The sequence below is a fragment of the Streptomyces sp. NPDC056479 genome (assembly GCF_042795335.1).
Classification (GTDB): Bacteria; Actinomycetota; Actinomycetes; order Streptomycetales; family Streptomycetaceae; genus Streptomyces.
On record NZ_JBHTRZ010000011.1, the window covers coordinates 1 to 17,154 of the forward strand.

The 17,154-nt window shown below is 71.5% G+C and carries 15 protein-coding genes; 5 read left to right on the plus strand and 10 right to left on the minus strand.

Features of this window, described 5'->3' with window-relative positions; translation table 11 throughout:
- Positions 1-126: 126 nt before the first annotated feature.
- On the minus strand, positions 127-1,617 hold the full coding sequence (locus ACFQ6S_RS35800; RefSeq protein ID WP_383419046.1) for an FUSC family protein: 1,491 nt from the start codon (positions 1,615-1,617) through the stop codon (positions 127-129).
- Positions 1,618-1,839: 222 nt separating this feature from the next.
- On the opposite strand from ACFQ6S_RS35800, the gene ACFQ6S_RS35805 reads away from it, so the two are divergent.
- From ACFQ6S_RS35805 to ACFQ6S_RS35815, 3 genes are all read left to right on the plus strand, one after another.
- Positions 1,840-2,319 (plus strand): Lrp/AsnC family transcriptional regulator, encoded by a 480-nt coding sequence (locus tag ACFQ6S_RS35805; protein ID WP_383419047.1) that lies wholly within the window; start codon positions 1,840-1,842, stop codon positions 2,317-2,319.
- 19 nt (positions 2,320-2,338) lie between these two features.
- Positions 2,339-3,034, plus strand: coding sequence for an HAD family hydrolase (locus tag ACFQ6S_RS35810; protein WP_383419049.1), 696 nt, complete (start codon positions 2,339-2,341; stop codon positions 3,032-3,034).
- Positions 3,035-3,218: 184 nt separating this feature from the next.
- Positions 3,219-6,041 carry a beta-L-arabinofuranosidase domain-containing protein gene (locus tag ACFQ6S_RS35815; RefSeq protein WP_383419051.1) on the plus strand — a complete coding sequence of 941 codons (2,823 nt, stop codon included), beginning with the start codon at positions 3,219-3,221 and terminating at the stop codon, positions 6,039-6,041.
- A gap of 49 nt (positions 6,042-6,090) precedes the next feature.
- Here the strand turns inward: ACFQ6S_RS35815 and ACFQ6S_RS35820 are convergent, their stop codons facing one another.
- Complete coding sequence (locus ACFQ6S_RS35820) at positions 6,091-6,897, minus strand: LysR family substrate-binding domain-containing protein (RefSeq protein ID WP_383419053.1); 807 nt, start codon at positions 6,895-6,897, stop codon at positions 6,091-6,093.
- 58 nt (positions 6,898-6,955) lie between these two features.
- Here ACFQ6S_RS35820 and ACFQ6S_RS35825 point away from each other — a divergent pair, with 58 nt between their 5' ends.
- Positions 6,956-7,348, plus strand: a complete 393-nt coding sequence (locus ACFQ6S_RS35825) for a DUF5997 family protein (RefSeq protein ID WP_383419055.1) — start codon at positions 6,956-6,958, stop codon at positions 7,346-7,348.
- 24 nt (positions 7,349-7,372) lie between these two features.
- Here the strand turns inward: ACFQ6S_RS35825 and ACFQ6S_RS35830 are convergent, their stop codons facing one another.
- On the minus strand, positions 7,373-8,335 hold the full coding sequence (locus tag ACFQ6S_RS35830) for a Dyp-type peroxidase (protein WP_383419056.1): 963 nt from the start codon (positions 8,333-8,335) through the stop codon (positions 7,373-7,375).
- Positions 8,336-8,501: 166 nt separating this feature from the next.
- On the opposite strand from ACFQ6S_RS35830, the gene ACFQ6S_RS35835 reads away from it, so the two are divergent.
- The gene (locus tag ACFQ6S_RS35835; protein WP_383419058.1) at positions 8,502-10,667 is read left to right on the plus strand and encodes a TerD family protein; all 2,166 of its coding nucleotides are present in this window, start codon (positions 8,502-8,504) and stop codon (positions 10,665-10,667) included.
- Between the two features lie 102 nt (positions 10,668-10,769).
- Here ACFQ6S_RS35835 and paaE read toward each other — a convergent pair whose 3' ends face one another.
- The 7 genes from paaE to ACFQ6S_RS35870 form a co-directional block, all read right to left on the minus strand.
- Complete coding sequence (gene paaE, locus ACFQ6S_RS35840; RefSeq protein WP_383419060.1) at positions 10,770-11,885, minus strand: 1,2-phenylacetyl-CoA epoxidase subunit PaaE; 1,116 nt, start codon at positions 11,883-11,885, stop codon at positions 10,770-10,772.
- The gene (gene paaD, locus ACFQ6S_RS35845) at positions 11,886-12,398 is read right to left on the minus strand and encodes a 1,2-phenylacetyl-CoA epoxidase subunit PaaD (RefSeq protein ID WP_383419062.1); all 513 of its coding nucleotides are present in this window, start codon (positions 12,396-12,398) and stop codon (positions 11,886-11,888) included. It lies immediately after the preceding gene.
- On the minus strand, positions 12,392-13,219 hold the full coding sequence (paaC, locus tag ACFQ6S_RS35850; RefSeq protein ID WP_383419065.1) for a 1,2-phenylacetyl-CoA epoxidase subunit PaaC: 828 nt from the start codon (positions 13,217-13,219) through the stop codon (positions 12,392-12,394). The genes paaD and paaC overlap by 7 nt, the downstream gene beginning before the upstream one ends.
- A gap of 10 nt (positions 13,220-13,229) precedes the next feature.
- Positions 13,230-13,523, minus strand: coding sequence for a 1,2-phenylacetyl-CoA epoxidase subunit PaaB (paaB, locus tag ACFQ6S_RS35855; RefSeq protein WP_383419067.1), 294 nt, complete (start codon positions 13,521-13,523; stop codon positions 13,230-13,232).
- Entirely contained in the window at positions 13,520-14,497 is a 978-nt protein-coding gene (gene paaA, locus ACFQ6S_RS35860) for a 1,2-phenylacetyl-CoA epoxidase subunit PaaA (protein ID WP_383419069.1), read from the minus strand. The genes paaB and paaA overlap by 4 nt, the downstream gene beginning before the upstream one ends.
- A 144-nt stretch (positions 14,498-14,641) precedes the next feature.
- Entirely contained in the window at positions 14,642-15,529 is an 888-nt protein-coding gene (locus tag ACFQ6S_RS35865) for a peptidoglycan-binding protein (RefSeq protein ID WP_383419071.1), read from the minus strand.
- Positions 15,529-17,076, minus strand: a complete 1,548-nt coding sequence (locus ACFQ6S_RS35870) for a DUF6519 domain-containing protein (protein ID WP_383419073.1) — start codon at positions 17,074-17,076, stop codon at positions 15,529-15,531. Before ACFQ6S_RS35870 ends, ACFQ6S_RS35865 begins: the two co-directional genes overlap by 1 nt.
- Between the last annotated feature and the right edge of the window lie 78 nt (positions 17,077-17,154).

Genomic DNA, 17,154 nt, shown 5'->3' on the forward strand with positions numbered 1-17,154 from the left:
TGCAAATGAGCCAGCGCAGGGTCGAGCACCGTCGGCTGCACGGTCACCGCGGTGACGTCCGCACCGCCGGTCAGCGACTCCACCGCCGCCGCGACCCGCCGGCACGCGCCGGCCCCGACGGCAGCCTCAGGCCCCGACCAGCGGCGAACCCGACGGCGTACGCAACGGCTGCGCAAGCTCGACCAGAGCCCGCTCCACGCCGTGCAAATGAGCCAGCGCAGGGTCGAGCAACGTCGGCTGCACGGTCACCGCGGTGACGTCCGCACCGCCGGTCAGCGACTCCACCGCCGCCTCGACGCGCCAGCACGCGGCGGCCAGGCGGGCGTCGTGCGAGGCCTCCGGGTCGGCGGCGACGGCGGCCAGGCCGCGGATCTCGCGGGCGCAGTCGTCGAGGAGGGCCAGGACGCGGCGGGCGCGGCGCTTGCGGGCCGGCATCGGGTTCAGCGGGTGCACCAGCGGTGCGATCGAGAGCCGTACCCGGGCGAGCAGCTGCTCCAGTTCGGCCACCCGGGAGGCCGGGTCGGCGCTCTCGTCCCCTGCGAGGCGGGCGGCGGCCTCGGCGGTGGCCGTGTGGACGCAGCGCAGGGCGCGCTGGATCCAGGTGTCGGTGATGGCGTGGGTGGTGACGGGCAGGACGAACAGCACGGCCAGCACGGCGCCGATCGCCCCGACGCCGGTCTCGGCGAGCCGCAGTGCCAGCAGGGCGGGATCGAGGACGCCCAGCAGGCCGTAGAGGAGCTCGGCGAGCACCGTGACGCAGAGCATCATCCAGGTGTAGGACACGGCGGCGGTGTAGAAGATGCCGAAGACGCACACGGCCAGGATCACCGCCGACGGGACCGCCGCGCCCTGCAGCGGGACGGCGACGAGCAGGCCGAGACCGATGCCGATCACCGTGCCGAGGACCCGGCGGAAGCCGCGGACCAGCGTCTCGCCGCGCGAGGTGGTGTTGACGAAGATCCACCAGGTGGCGCCGACGGCCCAGTACCAGCGCTGCCCGGACACCAGCTGCCCCACGACCAGGGCGAAGCCCGCCCCGGCGGTGGCCTGGATCGCCTGGCGGGTGGTCACGCGGGCCAGTCCGCTGCCCGCCGGCGGTGCGGGGACGGGCGGCGGGGGCATCCGGCGCTCGTAGCACCACAGCCCGAAGCGCACGGCGGCCGCGGTGAGCAGGGACAGCAGTACGGCGGCGTAGAGCTCGGGCAGCTGCGCCGGGGTCGCGTGCAGGAACTGCGCCACGAAGAAGGTCATGAACGCGAACACGCCGAGGCTGTGCCCGCGCGGCCCCCAGCGACGGGCGTACACACCGGCGCCGACGACGGCCAGGAAGGTGAGGTCGCGGGCGACCGGCTGGTCGTGCAGCTCGGCCGCCGCCGCGAGGACGGGAAGGCCGACCAGCGGCAGCAGCGCGGTGGTGACCGCCTGTCCGCGGACCGTGGAGTCCGTGACGGTGAACAGGGCGAGCAGCGCGGCGAGCCCGCCGGTGACGGCGCCGACGAGGGAGTGTCCGGCCAGCGCGGACACGACGACCGCGAGCCCGATGCCGAGCACGGCCCGCGCGGCGAAGCGCAGCCGCGCACGCCCCGGGTCCGGCGCCGCGAACACCCTCTTCAGCACTATTACCGCCCCTCTGAACCGGCATGAAAAAGGCGCCGCGGGGGTCCGCAGCGCCATCGACGGGTTCATTGCAGCATCAAGGCACCGTCTGGCTCAAGCGCCTCCTAGAATGATGGGCCATTGGTACAGACGTTGCGGATCCCGTACGCCTATCGGAGAGCCAACGGACCATGACGGGCCGGGGGCGGACCCGACGGACGGGAGACGAAGGAGGCCGGCACCATGCCCGTGGACGAGCTCGACACCCGCATCCTGCGGCTCCTGCTGGAACAGCCCCGCACGAGCGTGCGCGAGTACGCCCGCATCCTGGGCGTCGCCCGCGGCACGCTCCAGGCCCGGCTCGACCGGCTGGAGCGGGACGGTGTGATCACCGGCACGGGGCCGACGCTGTCGCCCGCCGCGCTGGGCCATCCGGTGCTGGCGTTCGTGCACATCGAGGTCACCCAGGGCCATCTCGACGACGTGGGCGACGCGCTCGCCGCCGTACCCGAGATCGTCGAGGCCTTCTCGATCACGGGCGGCGGGGATCTGCTGACCCGGGTGGTGGCCCGCGACAACGCCCACCTGGAGGACGTGATCCAGAAGCTGATCAGTCTGCCCGGCGTGGTCCGCACCCGCTCCGAGGTCGCCCTGCGCGAGCGCGTCACCCACCGGCTGCTGCCGCTGGTGGAGTCGATCGGGCGGGCGTCGGCCCGGAAATGACCTTTGACATCCTGGTGCCATGAGCGGACTCGGCGGCACTTCGGTCATCTTCGATCTCGACGGAACACTCGTGGACAGCGAGCCCCATTACTACGAGGCGGGCCGCCAGATCCTCGCCGAGCACGGGATCCCCGACTTCAGCTGGGCGGATCACGAGCGCTACGTCGGCATCAGCACCCTGGAGACGGTCACGCTCTGGAAGGGCGAGTACGGCCTCGACGCCTCGGTCGACGACCTGCTGGCCGCCAAGAACCGGCGCTATCTGGAACTCGCCCGCACAGCCGCGCGGGCGTACCCGGAAATGCGCAAGTTCGTGGAGCTGCTGGCGACCGAGGGCGTCCCGATGGCCGTGGCCTCGGGTTCGTCCCGCGAGGCGATCACGGCGATTCTGGCCGGCACGGGCCTGGACGCCCACCTGCACACCGTCGTCTCGGCCGACGAGGTCGCCCACGGCAAGCCCGCCCCGGACGTCTTCCTGGAGGCGGCGCGTCGGCTCGGCGCGGCACCGGCCGACTGCGTGGTCGTCGAGGACGCCGTCCCGGGCGCCGCCGCGGCACACGCGGCCGGCATGGGCTGCATCGCCGTCCCGTACGTGTCCGCCCAGGCGGACGCGCCGGAGTTTGCGACGGCCGGGCTTCTGCTGCGGGGTGGTCAGGCGGAGTTCACGGCACGGGCGGCATACGACTGGCTCCTGCGCACGCCGGCCTCCGACTGACTCTCGGCGGCGGCCTACCGGTCACCACCACCCGCCGCCGGCAGCTGCCGGGCCGGCCGACCGCCAATCCCGTCGGCACCGTTGACGCCTCCTCACCCCACGCATAGCGTCTGGTCGATCTCTCGCACATTGTTCGTGATTCCGAACAACATCGAACAACGCGACCCCCCGTGGAGGAGCACACATGGCACCGCCCCTCTCCAGACGATCCCTTCTCCAGGCCGCCGCTCTCGCCGCGACGACCCCCGCGCTCAGCTACCCGGCGACCGGCCGGGCAGCGGTCGCCGTTCAGGAGGCGCAGGCCGTGACCGTCACCCCGTCCGCCTGGAGTGTGCGGCCCTTCGCCCTCGACGACGTGGCACTGCGGCCCGGACTCTTCGCCGACAAACGGCAGTTGATGCTCGACCACGCCCGCGGCTACGACGTCAACCGGCTGCTCCAGGTGTTCCGCGCCAACGCCGGGCTCGCCACGGGCGGTGCGGTCGCGCCCGGCGGGTGGGAGGGGCTGGACGGTGAGGCGAACGGCAATCTGCGCGGGCACTACACCGGGCACTTCCTCACCATGCTGTCGCAGGCCTACGCCGGCACCGGTGAGCAGGTGTTCGCCGACCGGATCCGCACCATGGTGGGGGCGCTGACCGAGGTGCGCGCGGCGCTGCGGAAGGACCCGGCCGTGCTGAGTGCCGCCGGGAGGTTCGGTACGGCCGCCGAGAACGTCCGCGGGTCCTACCAGTACGTCGATCTCCCCGCCGCGGTCCTCGGGGGCGCCTCGGCGATCACCCTGTCCGCCTGGGTGAGGCCGGGCCACGACGGCAACTGGGCGCGGGTCTTCGACTTCGGCGACAACACCACCCGGTACCTGTACCTGGCCGCCCGCAACGCAGCCGGTGTGCCACGGTTCGCCATCACCACCGGCGGGCCGGGCGGCGAGCAGGGCCTCGACGGCACCACAGCGCTGCCGCTGAACCAGTGGAGCCACCTGGCGGTCACGATCGCGGGCGGCACCGGCACGCTGTACGTCAACGGCACGGCCGTGGCCCGGAACACGGCGATGACCCTCACCCCGGCCGCCCTCGGCACCCTCACCAACAACTGGCTCGGCCGCTCCAACTTCGCCACCGACCCGGTCTTCGCGGGCGCCTACGACGAGTTCAACATCTGGTCGCGCGCCCTGAGCGCCGCCGAGATCACGCAGTTGCAGAGCACCCGGGCGGCCGACGCCGCAACAGGCCGGGGCGACTTGGCGTCGTACGCCTTCGACGAGACCTCGGGCGGGTCCTTCGCCGACGCCTCCGGCCGCGGGCTCACCGCCACCCTGCGCCGGACCTGGGGCGGGCCCAGCCACCCCGGGTTCCTGGCGGCGTACCCGGAGACGCAGTTCATCGACCTGGAGTCGAGGACCAGCAGTGACTACACGAAGGTCTGGGCGCCGTACTACACCGCGCACAAGATCCTCCGGGGTGTGCTGGACGCCTATCTCGCCACGGAGGACGCGCGGGCCCTCGATCTCGCGTCCGGAATGTGCGACTGGATGTACGCCCGGCTGTCCAAGCTGCCGGAGGCCACGCTCCAGCGCATGTGGGGGCTGTTCTCCAGCGGCGAGTTCGGCGGCATCGTCGAGGCGATCTGCGAGCTGCACTCGATCACCGGCAGGGCCGAACACCTCGCGCTGGCCCGGCTGTTCGACCTCGACCGGCTCATCGACAACTGCGCGGCGAACACCGACATCCTCGACGGGCTGCACGCCAACCAGCACATACCGATCTTCACCGGCTACCTGCGGCTGTACGACGCGACCGGCGAGCAGCGCTATCTCGACGCCGCCCGGAACTTCTGGGGCATGGTCGTGCCCCACCGCATGTACGGCATCGGCGGCACGAGCACGGCCGAGTTCTGGAAGGCGCGCGACGTGATCGCGGACACGATCACCGACACGACCGCCGAGACATGCTGTGCGTACAACATGCTGAAGCTGAGCCGGACCCTGTTCTTCCACGATCAGCAGCCCAAGTACATGGACTACTACGAGCGGGCCCTCTACAACCAGGTCCTCGGCTCCAAGCAGGACAAGGCGGACGCCGAGAAGCCGCTCGTCACCTACTTCATCGGGCTGACGCCGGGGCATGTACGGGACTACACGCCGAAGCAGGGCACGACCTGCTGCGAGGGCACCGGGATGGAGAGCGCCACCAAGTACCAGGACTCGGTGTACTTCAAGGCCGCCGACGGCAGCGCGCTCTACGTCAATCTGTACAGCCCGTCCCAACTGAACTGGGCCGAAAAGGGTGTGACGGTCACTCAGATCACCTCCTTCCCCCGGGAGCAGGGCACCACGCTCACGATCGCCGGCGGCACCGCGGTCTTCGCCCTGCGGCTGCGGGTGCCGTCGTGGGCGACCGCCGGGTTCGGGGTGACGGTCAACGGGCAGACGGTGAGCGGCACTCCGACACCGGGGAGCTACTTCTCCGTGTCGCGGACGTGGCGGAGCGGGGACACCGTCCGGATCTCCATGCCGTTCCGGCTCCGGGTGGAGAAGGCGATCGACGACCCCGCACTGCAGACCCTCTTCCACGGCCCGATCAATCTCGTCGGCCGCAACTCCGCCACGACCTACCTGCAGTTGGGTCTTTACCGCAACGCCGGGCTCTCCGGCGACCTGCTGCCGTCGCTGACCCCGGTGTCGGGCAAGCCACTGCACTACACCCTCGGCGGCACCGAGTTCGCCCCGTTCCTCGAGGGCACCGAGAACCCGACCCACGCCTACTTCCGGCGCTCCGAGCCTCGCGTGATCTTCGGCAACTCCGACTCCGGCGTCACCAACCCCGCCAAGTCCGACGGCACCACACTGCTGGACGAGATCTGGGCCGGGGCTCCGTTCGGCAGCAAGGATGCGCTGGTCTCGCGGGTGCGGGCCACCGTGAACGCCTGGATGGCCGCGGATCTGCTGAGCCAGGCAGACGGGACGACGGTCGTCCGTACGGCCGAGCAGGCCACGTACGCCCCCTGAGCCGCCGGCCGCTCAAGGGCCCCGGTGCGGATCCGGGGCCCTGCCGGCCTCAGCGATTGCGGGGCTTGCCCCGCCGGGTGCCCTTGGTGCCCTTCGTGCCCTTGGCCCCGCCGGAGCCGCCGCGTGGGCTCCGGCCGCCGGCGCCGGGCTGGCGGCGTGCGCCACCGCTGCTCTCGGGGCGCTTGCGCTTGGGCTGGTCCTTGGCGGCCTCGGGCTGGGAGGCCGTACGGCCGCGGGTGCTGTTGACCGTGCGGCCCCGGACGACGCCGATGAAGTCCTCCACCAGGTCCGTGGTCGCGTCCTCGGGCCAGGCCAGGGCGACGCCCGACTGGGGGGCGTCCACGAGAGTGCGGTAGGTGAGGTCCTTGCGGTGGTGGAGACGGGCCAGGGACTGGGGTACGACGAGCAGGCCGACGTTCGCCGCGACCAGCTCGACGGCGTCCGCCGTGGTCGCGGGGCGCTCGAAGGCGGGCTCCCCCGGTGGCCGCTCCCAGTCGAGGACGTCGTCGAGGGGGTGGAGGACGACCTCATCGGCCAGGTCCTCGGCGGTCACCTCCTCGACCGCCGCGATGACGTGGTCCTTCGGGACGACGACGACCGTGGTCTCGGTGTAGAGGGGGATCGCGCTGAAGAACGTACGGTCGACCGGGAGCCGTACGAGACCGGCGTCCGCGCCGCCCTCCCGGAGCAGGCCGGGCGCCTCCGCGGGGGTCACCGAGTGGAGGGTGAGGGGGACGTCGGGCAAGCGCTCGTTCCAGACCCGCACCCACTTCGCGGGCGTCACTCCCGGGACGTACGCGAGCCGGAACGAGGGCGTCGCCTCCGGGGCGGGCGGGGGTACTTCCGAGCCTGTCACCTGGCCAGGTTACCGGCCGTGGTCGGCGACCGTTCACTCGGTCGATACCCTGGGGACCATGACGTCGCACCAAAACTCCCAGACGATGAAGCCCGCCACCGCGGCGAAGAAGCTGGGTGTGTACCTCGAAGCCACCCCCGCCGAGTTCCAGGAAGGGGTCGTCACCCGGGCCGAGCTGAACGCGCTCCAGGCCGACCCGCCACAGTGGCTGAGCGACCTGCGACGCGACGGCCCGCATCCCCGCCCGGTCGTGGCGCAGAAGCTCGGCGTCTCCATCGCGGGGCTGGCCCGCGGCGGGGTCACCGAGCCCCTGACCAGCGAGCAGATCGAGGCGCTCAAGGAGGAGCAGCCCGAGTGGCTGGTCAAGGAGCGCACCACTCAGGCCGAGGTCCGCAAGGAGACGGCCCGGATCAAGAAGCGGAACGCCGAGCGCGAGGCTCCGCAGTCCTGAGCTCATCCGGGCCGCCCCGGTCGTTCAGGCCGTGATGTCCTCTGCCGGGATCGCCTCCAGGAAGGTGGCCGAGGGCACGAAGAAGAGCGTTCCGGTGACGGCCTGGGAGTAGTCGAGGATCGGGTCGGGGCCCGATTCCGGGCCGCCCAGGAACATGTTGCGCAGCATGGCCTCGGGTATCTCGGGCGTCCGGGCGTAGGCGATGAAGTACGTGCCGAACTCACCGTGACCCGGCCTGCCGAACGGCATGGCGCCGCGCAGTATCTCCAGCTCCTCGCCGTCGGGGCCGGTGACCGTGTTCACATCGATGTGGGAGCCGGGCACGTCGAGCTCGATGTTGGTCAGCTTGGAGCGGCCGATCACCTTCTCCTGGGCCTCGACGGCCAGGGCCTCCCAGGCGTCGACGTCGTGCACGTACTTCTGCACGAGCGCATAGCTGCCTGCCTGGAACGCGGGGTCCTCGTCGCCCATGATCGCCACCCCGGCCGCCGCCGGGCCGACCGGGTTCTCGGTGCCGTCGACGAAGCCGAGGAGATTGCGCGAGTCGAAGTAGGCGAAGGCCTGGACCTCGTCCTGGACGGTGACGGCGCGCCGCAGCCGCTTCATGATTTCGGCGGACAGCGCGAAGCACAGATCCGTGCGGGCCGCGCGGATGTGGAAGAGCAGGTCCCCCGGGGTGGCCACGGCTCGGTGCCGGGTCCCCGTCAACTCCTGGAAGGGATGCAGCTGTTGGGGGCGGGGGCCCTCGAACAGCCGGTCCCAGGCGGCGGATCCCACACCGGCCACACAGCACAGTCCTCCGTCCGGACTGGGGAACCCCACGGCTCGCACGAGCCCCGCGAGCCCGGCCAGCAGATCGCGTACCGCGGGCTCACCTCCGGGCTCGATCGTGACCACCAGGAACACCGCGACGGGCGCCGGCGGACTCAGCACCGGCTGCGACAGTGCACCGGCCGAGCGCATGGACGACGGCTTGGATGACGGCATGGTTCCCCTCTCACCCTCGGACCCCGCCACCTAACGATGCCCGGCCGAACCGGGAACGATACCCGGCGAATTCCCGCACTTCTGGCGCGTGTGCGAGGGGAGTTCGGCCGGTTCGGCCGCAAAAACCCGCATGCGAACGCTCGTACGGCTCTGGGATCATCCCGGCATGGTCCACCGTCTCGAACCACTGATCATCCGGCACACCCGTCGTCTCCCCCGCCCCACCGGCCCCGCCGGGGAAGGCGCCGTCGCGGCGCGGCAGTTCGACGCCGCGCTCATGTCCGTGGGCTTCAAGCTCTCGGCCGAGCTGCTGGAGCGGCTGTCGGGGCTGTCCGAGGGCGCGGTCGTCGACATCGCGGTGCGGACGCTGGGCACGGTCCGCGAGATGGTCGGCGACCATGTGCGGCACAACGTCTACTTCGTCGACTTCCCGGCCAACGTGCCGGACACCTATGACTTCTGGATGCGCTGCATCGCCGAGGCGCTCGCCGACGACGGCGCGCGAGCCGGCGTCCTGGAGCAGCTGAGCAGCGGTGTCGTCGATCTGCTCACCCTGCCGTCGTACGGCCGCTACCGGCACACGTACGCCGAGATGCTCGGCCACCACGGCGAGCTGATCGCGGCGGCGGGCGTCCGGATGACGGTGCTGCACCTCGGCGGTGACACGGACGCGGAAGTCACCGACCTGTACCTGGCGTTGGCGGGCAGCAGCACGCCGCTGGGCGAGGACGCGCTGCGGGACCTCGAAGCGCTGGCCAAGGTGTGCGTGGACGGGCCACAGCCCGAGACGATCCCGGTCCGGGAGAACCGGGCCGTGCTCAACCGGGCCCGGGTGCGAGCCGGTTCGCGGCCGCTGCTGGACACGGTCACCGATGTGCTGCGGCTGGCCTGCGCGTTGTCGAACGGTGATGTGACCCTGCTGGAGCCGACCAGGTTCCGCGGGCTGTCCCGGCCGCTGCGCCGCGCACTGCTGGCGGGCCTGGACTCGGTGGTCGCCGCCGCGCCCGCGAAGCTCGCGGATGTCCGCCCCCATCGTGAGGACTGGAAGCGGCTGGGCGAGCGGCTGCATCCGCACGAGTACCCGCAGTGGCCGTACGCGGCGGACGTGTTCGCGGTCGCGCGGGGTGAGAAGAAGGCGCGCTCGTTCGACGGCCGGGTGGAGGAGCTGCTCGGCATGCACGATGTCATCGGCGCGACGCTGCTGCTGAAGTCCGCGCCGGGCAAGCTGTTCCGCGCGCTCGACCGGCTGCTGCGCATGGCGCTCGACCAGGAGGAGCGGGACACGGTGGTGGCCGCCGCCGAGGAGGTCGTGGCCGACGTCTCGGGCCGGGTCCTGCTGTCCGTCCGCGAGCACCTGGCCAACCGAGCGCAGGACACGGGCGAGACCCGTGTGTTCGTGAACCGCCTCGGCCGGGCCTGGGTCACCGGGGACGAGCGTCCGCCCGTGCTGCCACCCGAGCGGGGGCGCCTGATCGCCGCCCTCGACGCGGAGCTGCGTCGCCGGCTGCCGGCCCCGGGGCATCTGCTGATCGACCCGGACGCCCTGGATGTGGCGCTGCCGCTCAGCGGCAGGGCGGCCGCGGCAGGGCTCGGCGTGCTGCCCCGCGGCTCGGTGTCGCCCGTGGACGGCGAGCTGCTGCGCTTCTTCGTGTACTGGAAGCAGGCCGGCCACCGCACCGACTACGACCTGTCGGCGCTCATGCTGGACGCCGACTACGAGACGGTCTGCTGGCTGGCGTACACCAACCTCAAGAATCTGGAGGGCGAGCACTCCGGCGACATCACCGAAGCACCCGACGGTGCCTCGGAGTTCATCAACCTGCGCCTGGGCGCGGTGAGCGGAGAGTTCATCGTCCCGCAGGTCAACATCTTCGCCGGGGAGGGCTTCGAGGAGGTCGAGGAGTCGTTCTTCGGGTTCATGCTGCGCGACGCGGAGCAGCAGGGCCGTCCCTTCGAGCCGCGGACCGTGCGCATGAAGTCCGATCTCCGCGGACCGGGCCGGGTCGCGCTGCCGCTGGCGTTCCGGCGCGGTCCCGACGGCCGGTGGCGTGCCAAGTGGCTGCACCTGTATCTGAAGGGAACGCCGGCAGCCAACCGGGTCGAGGCCAACCGGGTGTCGGTGGCGACGCTGCTGCGCGGCATCGTGGAGCGCGAGCAGCTGACGGTGCGCTATCTGACGGGCCTGATGGACGCCACGACGACGACCTTGTGGGACGGCAAGTCGGTCCCGGAGGGCCCGGTCACCTACATAGGCCTTCAGCGGCCCGAGGGGCTGCACCCCGGGTCGCGGATCGTCGTCCCCGAAAATCTGCGCGACCTGATCCCCGAGTGACTGTTAGAGTCGGCCGTGGCGAGGCCATGAAGGGACTTCCTTCTCAACTCCTTCTTGAAATAGTCCTTTCGCTTTCCTCGCCACTCAACTCTTCTCGTCGGCTCAGCTGTCGTAGTCGACCGTCAGCGTCTCGGACACCGGGTAGGACTGGCAGGTCAGCACGTAACCAGCCGCCACCTCGGCCGTTTCCAGCGCGAAGTTGCGCCGCATGTCCGCCTTGCCTTCGGTGACGAGGGCCCGGCAGGTGCCGCAGACGCCGCCCTTGCAGGCGAACGGCAGGTCGGGACGCGTGCGTTGGGCTCCGTCGAGGACGCTCCGCTCCCTCGGCAGGGCGGCGGTGGTGGAGCGGCCGTCGAGGGTGATGGTGACCTGGCTGACCGGTCCCTGCGGGCCGGCCTCCTCGTGGTGCACCTCCCGCACCGGCTCGTCGTCGGCGAAGAACAGCTCCTGGTGCACACGCTCGGCCGGCACGCCGAGGCCCGCCAGCACTCCCTGCGCGTCCCGGACCATGCCGTGCGGGCCGCACAGCCACCAGTGGTCGGCGGTCGTCACGTCGACGAGCGCGTCGACGAGCGCCGCGAGCCGGTCGGCGTCGATCCGGCCGGAGAGCACCTCGGCCTCGCGGGGTTCGCGGGAGAGCACGTGGGCGAGCTGGAACCGGGTCGGGTAGAGGTCCTTCAGGTCGGCGAGCTCGTCGGCGAACATCACGGTGTCGCTGCGGCGGTTGCCGTAGAAGAGGGTGACCGTCGAGCGGGAGTCGGCGGCGAGGACGGACTCGGCGATGGACATCATCGGCGTGATGCCGGAGCCCGCCGCGATCAGCACATGGTGGCCGGACCTGGTGAGGTCGGGCGTGAAGGCGCCGGTGGGGGCCATCACCTCGACGGTGTCGCCGGGGCGTACGTCGTTGACCAGCCAGGACGAGAAGAGGCCGCCCGGCACGACCCGTACGCCGATGCGCGGGCTCGAACCCACCGGCGAGCAGATCGAGTACGACCGCCGCTCGTCGCGTCCGTCGATCTCGCGCCGCAGCGTCAGCGACTGGCCGGGCGCGAAGGCGAACTCCTCCGCCAGCTCGGCCGGAATGTCGAAGCCGACGGCGACCGCGTCCGCGCACAGGGGCTCGATGACGGCGACACGCAGGGGGTGGAAGGCCGGACGGCGGCGGGCGCGCGGGCGTACCGTGCCGGCCGTCTGTGCTTCCCTCAGGCCTTCCATTCAGATCTCCTTGACGTACTCGAACGGCTCGCGGCAGGCCCGGCAGCGCCACAGCGCCTTGCAGGACGTGGCGGCGAAGCGGGAGGTCTCCTCGGTGTCCGCCGAGCCGCAGCGCGGGCAGGTGACCGCGTGCCGGGTGGGTGCCAGCACCAGCGGGACGGGGCCGTCGCCGCGCGGTGCGGGGCCGGGCGGGGCGATGCCGTGCTCGGCGAGCTTGTGACGGCCCGTCGGGGTGATCCAGTCGCTGGTCCACGGCGGGTTCAGCACCGTACGGATCTCCACGCTGCGGTACCCGGCGTCACGCAGTCGTGCCGCCACGTCCGCCCGCATCTCCGCCATCGCCGGACAGCCCGAGTACGTCGGCGTCAGGCTGGCGACCACCGTGCCGTCCTCGGTCAGCTCGACGTCGCGCAGGACTCCCAGGTCGGCCAGGGTGAGCATGGGCAGCTCGGGGTCCGGCACGGTCGCGGCGATGTGCCGGGCGCGGCGGGCGTCCAGCAGGGCGGTCACCATGTCGCCTCCGGGTGGGCGCGGGCCACGCCCTGCAGCTCGGCCAGCAGCGGGGCGAGATGCCCGGTGTGCTCGCCGTCGCGGCCGGATCCGGGCAGCGGCCGGTACACCGGCATGGGCAGTCCGGCGGCCGCGGTGACCTGGCGGATGACCGCGACCACTTCGTCCCGTACGTCGTAGGCGGTGAACAACTCGCCGATGTAGGGCGCCACTTGTTCCTGGGCCCTGCGTATCCGGCGGTGCGACTCGTCCGTGCCGTCGCCCAGGCGCACGGCCCATTCCGCGGCGTACTGCCGGTGGTAGGCCAGCTCCTTGACGCCCTTCGCGGCGATCGCCGCCAGCACGGGGTCGGGGTGCGATGCCAGTCGCTCGAAGTGTGCGAGGCGCCAGCTGGAGAGCACCAGCAGCCGCACGATCGAGAACGCGAAGTCGCCGCACGGCAGTTCGGCCAGACGTACGTTGCGGAAGTCGGCGGCGTCGCGGAAGTAGGCGTAGGCGTCCTCGTCGCGTCCGGTGCCGTCGGCCTGGCCGGCGCGGGAGTACAGCAGGCGGGCCTGGCCGAGGAGGTCGAGGCCGATGTTGGCCAGCGCCACCTCTTCCTCCAGCTCCGGGGCGCGGGTGATCCACTCGGCCAGGCGCTGGGCCGAGATCAGGGCGTCGTCGGCCAACGCGACGCAGAGGGCGGCCAGTTCACCGGCGTCGATGCCCTCGGGCAGGGTGGTGTCGACGCCGTGCAGCGGGTCCTCGAAGCCGGTGCCGTAGGCCCAGCGGGTGTCGTCCTCGTGTCCCTCGGCGAGGGTCATGTAGACGTGGTCGTCGCTCATGCCCTCTCCTTCAGATGTGCGGGACGTCGTCGGGGATGTCGTAGAAGGTCGGATGGCGGTAGACCTTGTCGGCGCTGGGTGAGAAGAACGGGTCCTTCTCGTCGCGTGTGGAGGCGGCGATGTGCTCGGAGCGCACCACCCAGATCGACACGCCCTCGTTGCGCCGTGTGTACAGGTCGCGGGCGTGGGTGAGCGCCATGCGGTCGTCGGCGGCGTGCAGCGAGCCCACGTGGACGTGGTTCAGCCCTCGCTTGCCGCGCACGAACACCTCGTACAGCGGCCAGTCCTGCTTGTCGGCGCTCATGCCACCGCTCCCTTTTCCGCACGGGCGGCCTGCTTGGCCGCGTGGACGGTGGCCGCCTCGCGGACCCAGCCGCCCTCGTCGTGGGCGCTTCTGCGCCGCTCCATCCGCTGGTCGTTGCACGGTCCGTCGCCCTTGATGACGCGCATCAGCTCGTCCCAGTCGGGGGTGCCGAAGTCGTGGTGGCCCCGCTCGGCGTTCCAGCGCAGCTCGGGGTCGGGCAGGGTGACGCCGAGCTTCTCGGCCTGCGGGACGGTCATGTCGACGAAGCGCCGGCGCAGTTCGTCGTTGCTGTGCCGCTTGATCTTCCAGGCCATCGACTGGGCGGAGTTGGGCGAGGCGTCGTCGGGCGGGCCGAACATCATCAGGGACGGCCACCACCAGCGGTTCACGGCGTCCTGCACCATCTCGCGCTGGGCCTCGGTGCCGCGCATCATCGTCATCAGCAGCTCATAGCCCTGGCGCTGGTGGAACGACTCCTCCTTGCAGATCCGCACCATCGCGCGCGCGTACGGCCCGTACGAGCTGCGGCACAGCGGCACCTGGTTGCAGATCGCGGCGCCGTCCACGAACCAGCCGATCACCCCGACGTCGGCGAAGCTCATGGTCGGGTAGTTGAAGATCGACGAGTACTTCTGGCGGCCCTCGATCAGCCGGTCGGTCAGGTCGGCGCGGTCGGCGCCCAGGGTCTCGGCCGCCGAGTACAGGTACAGCCCGTGCCCGGCCTCGTCCTGCACCTTCGCGAACAGGATGGCCTTGCGGCGCAGCGACGGCGCGCGCGTGATCCACTCGCCCTCGGGCTGCATGCCGATGATCTCCGAGTGGGCGTGCTGCGCGATCTGCCGGATCAGCGTCTTGCGGTAGCCCTCCGGCATCCAGTCCCGCGGCTCGATCCGCTGGTCGCGCGAGATCGTCGCGTCGAAATGCTCCTGGAGCGGCTCCTCGGGCGGTGCCTCGGCGGAGTGTGCAGTCGTCATCGAATCCCGCTTCCCAACCGACCATTCGTTCGGTATCCAGTGTGACGGGTTTCCGCCAGGGGAGCAAGACCCTTCGGGCCCGCGAAATCGGCCCAGGACACCCCCGAGGGGTACCTGGGCCGATTCAGGGTGTGTGCGAGGCCGTCACACGTTGGGCACGTGCAGCCGGTCCCAGCTGACCTTGCCGGGGATGCCGTCCGCGTCCTTGCCCTTGAAGCCGAGCTTCTGCTGCCAGGCGGTGTAGGAGCGGCGGTCGGCCTCGGTCCACTCGGGGCTCGGACCCTCCTCGTAGCGGCCGCATCCCTCGGCGAGAAGGCGGCGGCCCATCGCGGTGATGATCGGGGACTTCTGGCCGATGTGGAAGAAGCCGCTGCCCGGGAAGGGCTCGTACTTCGGCTTGGGCGCGGGCTTCGGGTCCGGCTCGGGGTTCCCCCCTCCCCCGCCCTTCAGCCGCTGCGCGATGCGCCCCCGCATGCCGTCCATGGTGAAGCCGCGCGGGTCCTGCTTGCCCGGCTGCCACTCCTTGTGCCCGATCACCGAGCGCTCGCTCCAGCCGTGGTGGCGGCAGATCGCGGCCGAGACCTTCTCGATGGCCTCCTTCTGCGCCTCGGGCCAGGGGTCCCTGCCGTCGCCGAGGTTGATGCACTCGAAGCCGTAGAAGCGGGCGTTGCCGTCGGTGTCGGCCTCGTTGTCGTGCGGCAGCCTGGACTCGTTGATCACCGCGCGCAGCACGTCGCTGTCACCGAGGCCGGCGTGGTTGGCGCGGCCGTTGCCCACGAGGTGGATGTGGCCCTGCTTGTCGATGACACCGTGGCAGAGCGGGCCGGGCAGGCCGGAGTAGCCGTTGTAGCAGATGTTCACCGAGGCGTCGGTGCCCTTGGTGACGGTGTGGTGGATCATCACGCCGTTCACCGGGCCCCAGGGCCCCTTGCCGTTGCGGTTGTGGGTGCGCCAGCTGCGGACCTCGTGGACCGTCAGGCCCTCCGCGCGGAGGATCTCCACCATCTTGGACGCGCTCAGTGGCTTCGCCATCACTCGTCTCCTTCCGCCGAGGCCTCCGCATCCGCAGTGGTCTGCGACCTCCCCCGGGACGGGTCCTCCGCCAACTGCTCCTCACGGCGTGCCTGTTCCTCCGCCGCGAGCGTCGCCTCGTCCACGGCCGGGATGCTGCTGGCCAGCGGGTTGAAGGCGAGGCGCAGGTCGACGGTGCCGCCCTCGCCCTTGACCAGGGCGAGCGGCGCGAAGCCGCGGACGATGCCGGAGGGGGCCTGGAGCAGCGGGCGGCGGGCGGCGTCCGTGGGCCACTCGACATTGCCGGTGGCGGTGCGGGCGGGGACGATCCAGTGGTCGCCGGTGCGATAGGCGGCGCCCTCGGCGAAGTACACCTCCACGCCGTCCTCCAGCGGCAGCCACTCCCCTTCCGCGACGGGGACGGCGCCGCCCTTCAGTGCGGTCGTCCGGCCCTTGCGCCTGGGCCCCTCGTGGTGGTCCCAGCGGCGCAGGAACGGGTTGAGGTGGGGCAGCCGTCCGACGGCCTGGTCGGGCTCGGCGCTCAGGCGGACCCGGCGGCCCGGCAGATCCAGCTCCTCGACCCGCAGCAGGGGCAGGGGTTCGAGGCGGGAGGCGTACGCGGTGTCGGTGAGCTCCACGTGGTCGCCGACGTCCAGGTCCAGCTTGTCGTCGTGGCCGAGGGACGCCAACTGCACCCAGGTGCCGTCGAGTTCGTCGACCGGGAAGACCACCGAGCCGTTCTCACGGGACCACTTGAAGGTGGCGTCCTCGGCCTCGCCGCCCGCGTGCACCTCGACGCGGTACAGCTGGTTCTCCTGGCCGCGGTAACGGGCGTCCGGCTTGACCAGACACGGGTCCTCGTCGGCGTGGTCGGGCCGCTCGCTGCGGGCGGCGAGGCGTGCCGTGGGCGCGGCCTGCTTCTGCGCCCACTTGTCGAAGGCGGCCCGCACGACCTCCTTGGACGGGTCGGTCTCCTCGATGTCCAGCGCGGCCAGCGACAGCGGCAGCACCTGCCATACGACCTTCACGCGCGCGGCGGTGTCCGGCATCGCGGCGCCGAGGGCGACCTCGCGCAGCGCCGGGTCCTCGGCGGCGGAGACGGCACGCTCCCACACGTTCAGGTACACCACGAACGGCGACGTGGCCGGCGAGGGCAGCCGGTCGCCGGGCTTCTCCGGGTCACGGAAGCCGTCGGGCTGGTCCCAGTACGTCCAGTACGCCGCAGGGGCCGCGGGGTCCTGCTCCTCGGCGTCCTCGTCCGGGACCGGCACACCGGGCGCCGGGCGGGTCGCGTCGACCAGGATGCCGTCGACGTAATAGCGGCCGCCGTGGATGAGGAGCGTGTCGATGTCGTGCTTGCCGCCCAGGTAGTCGATCTTGAAGCCCGCGGCGTCACGGGGTCCGCCGTGCCGGCCGATCAGGTCGGCGGCGAGGGTGCGGGCCTGGTGCAGCTGGATCGCGGTCTGCTCGTTGATGTCGGCGTCGAGCTGGACGCGCCCCTGCTGGGCGATGACCGCCGAGTAGCGCCGCTGCGGGCGGAACGTGAGGCGGGAGAGGTCAGCGTGCATGAAGGGGGTCCCCCTGGTTCAGGAAAGTGCGGGTGGGGCTTGCGGCGGCGGCGCGCACGTCATGTGTCATGTCTCGCC

Coding starts and splice junctions, on each gene's coding strand:
- paaD (WP_383419062.1), bottom strand. CDS start 12,398: ATGGTGACCGCCCTGCTGGACGCCCGCCGCGCCCGGCACATCGCCGCG.
- ACFQ6S_RS35835 (WP_383419058.1), top strand. CDS start 8,502: ATGGTCCACCGTCTCGAACCACTGATCATCCGGCACACCCGTCGTCTC.
- ACFQ6S_RS35830 (WP_383419056.1), bottom strand. CDS start 8,335: ATGCCGTCATCCAAGCCGTCGTCCATGCGCTCGGCCGGTGCACTGTCG.
- ACFQ6S_RS35870 (WP_383419073.1), bottom strand. CDS start 17,076: ATGCACGCTGACCTCTCCCGCCTCACGTTCCGCCCGCAGCGGCGCTAC.
- paaA (WP_383419069.1), bottom strand. CDS start 14,497: ATGACGACTGCACACTCCGCCGAGGCACCGCCCGAGGAGCCGCTCCAG.
- paaB (WP_383419067.1), bottom strand. CDS start 13,523: ATGAGCGCCGACAAGCAGGACTGGCCGCTGTACGAGGTGTTCGTGCGC.
- paaC (WP_383419065.1), bottom strand. CDS start 13,219: ATGAGCGACGACCACGTCTACATGACCCTCGCCGAGGGACACGAGGAC.
- ACFQ6S_RS35815 (WP_383419051.1), top strand. CDS start 3,219: ATGGCACCGCCCCTCTCCAGACGATCCCTTCTCCAGGCCGCCGCTCTC.
- ACFQ6S_RS35805 (WP_383419047.1), top strand. CDS start 1,840: ATGCCCGTGGACGAGCTCGACACCCGCATCCTGCGGCTCCTGCTGGAA.
- ACFQ6S_RS35825 (WP_383419055.1), top strand. CDS start 6,956: ATGACGTCGCACCAAAACTCCCAGACGATGAAGCCCGCCACCGCGGCG.
- ACFQ6S_RS35810 (WP_383419049.1), top strand. CDS start 2,339: ATGAGCGGACTCGGCGGCACTTCGGTCATCTTCGATCTCGACGGAACA.
- paaE (WP_383419060.1), bottom strand. CDS start 11,885: ATGGAAGGCCTGAGGGAAGCACAGACGGCCGGCACGGTACGCCCGCGC.
- ACFQ6S_RS35865 (WP_383419071.1), bottom strand. CDS start 15,529: ATGGCGAAGCCACTGAGCGCGTCCAAGATGGTGGAGATCCTCCGCGCG.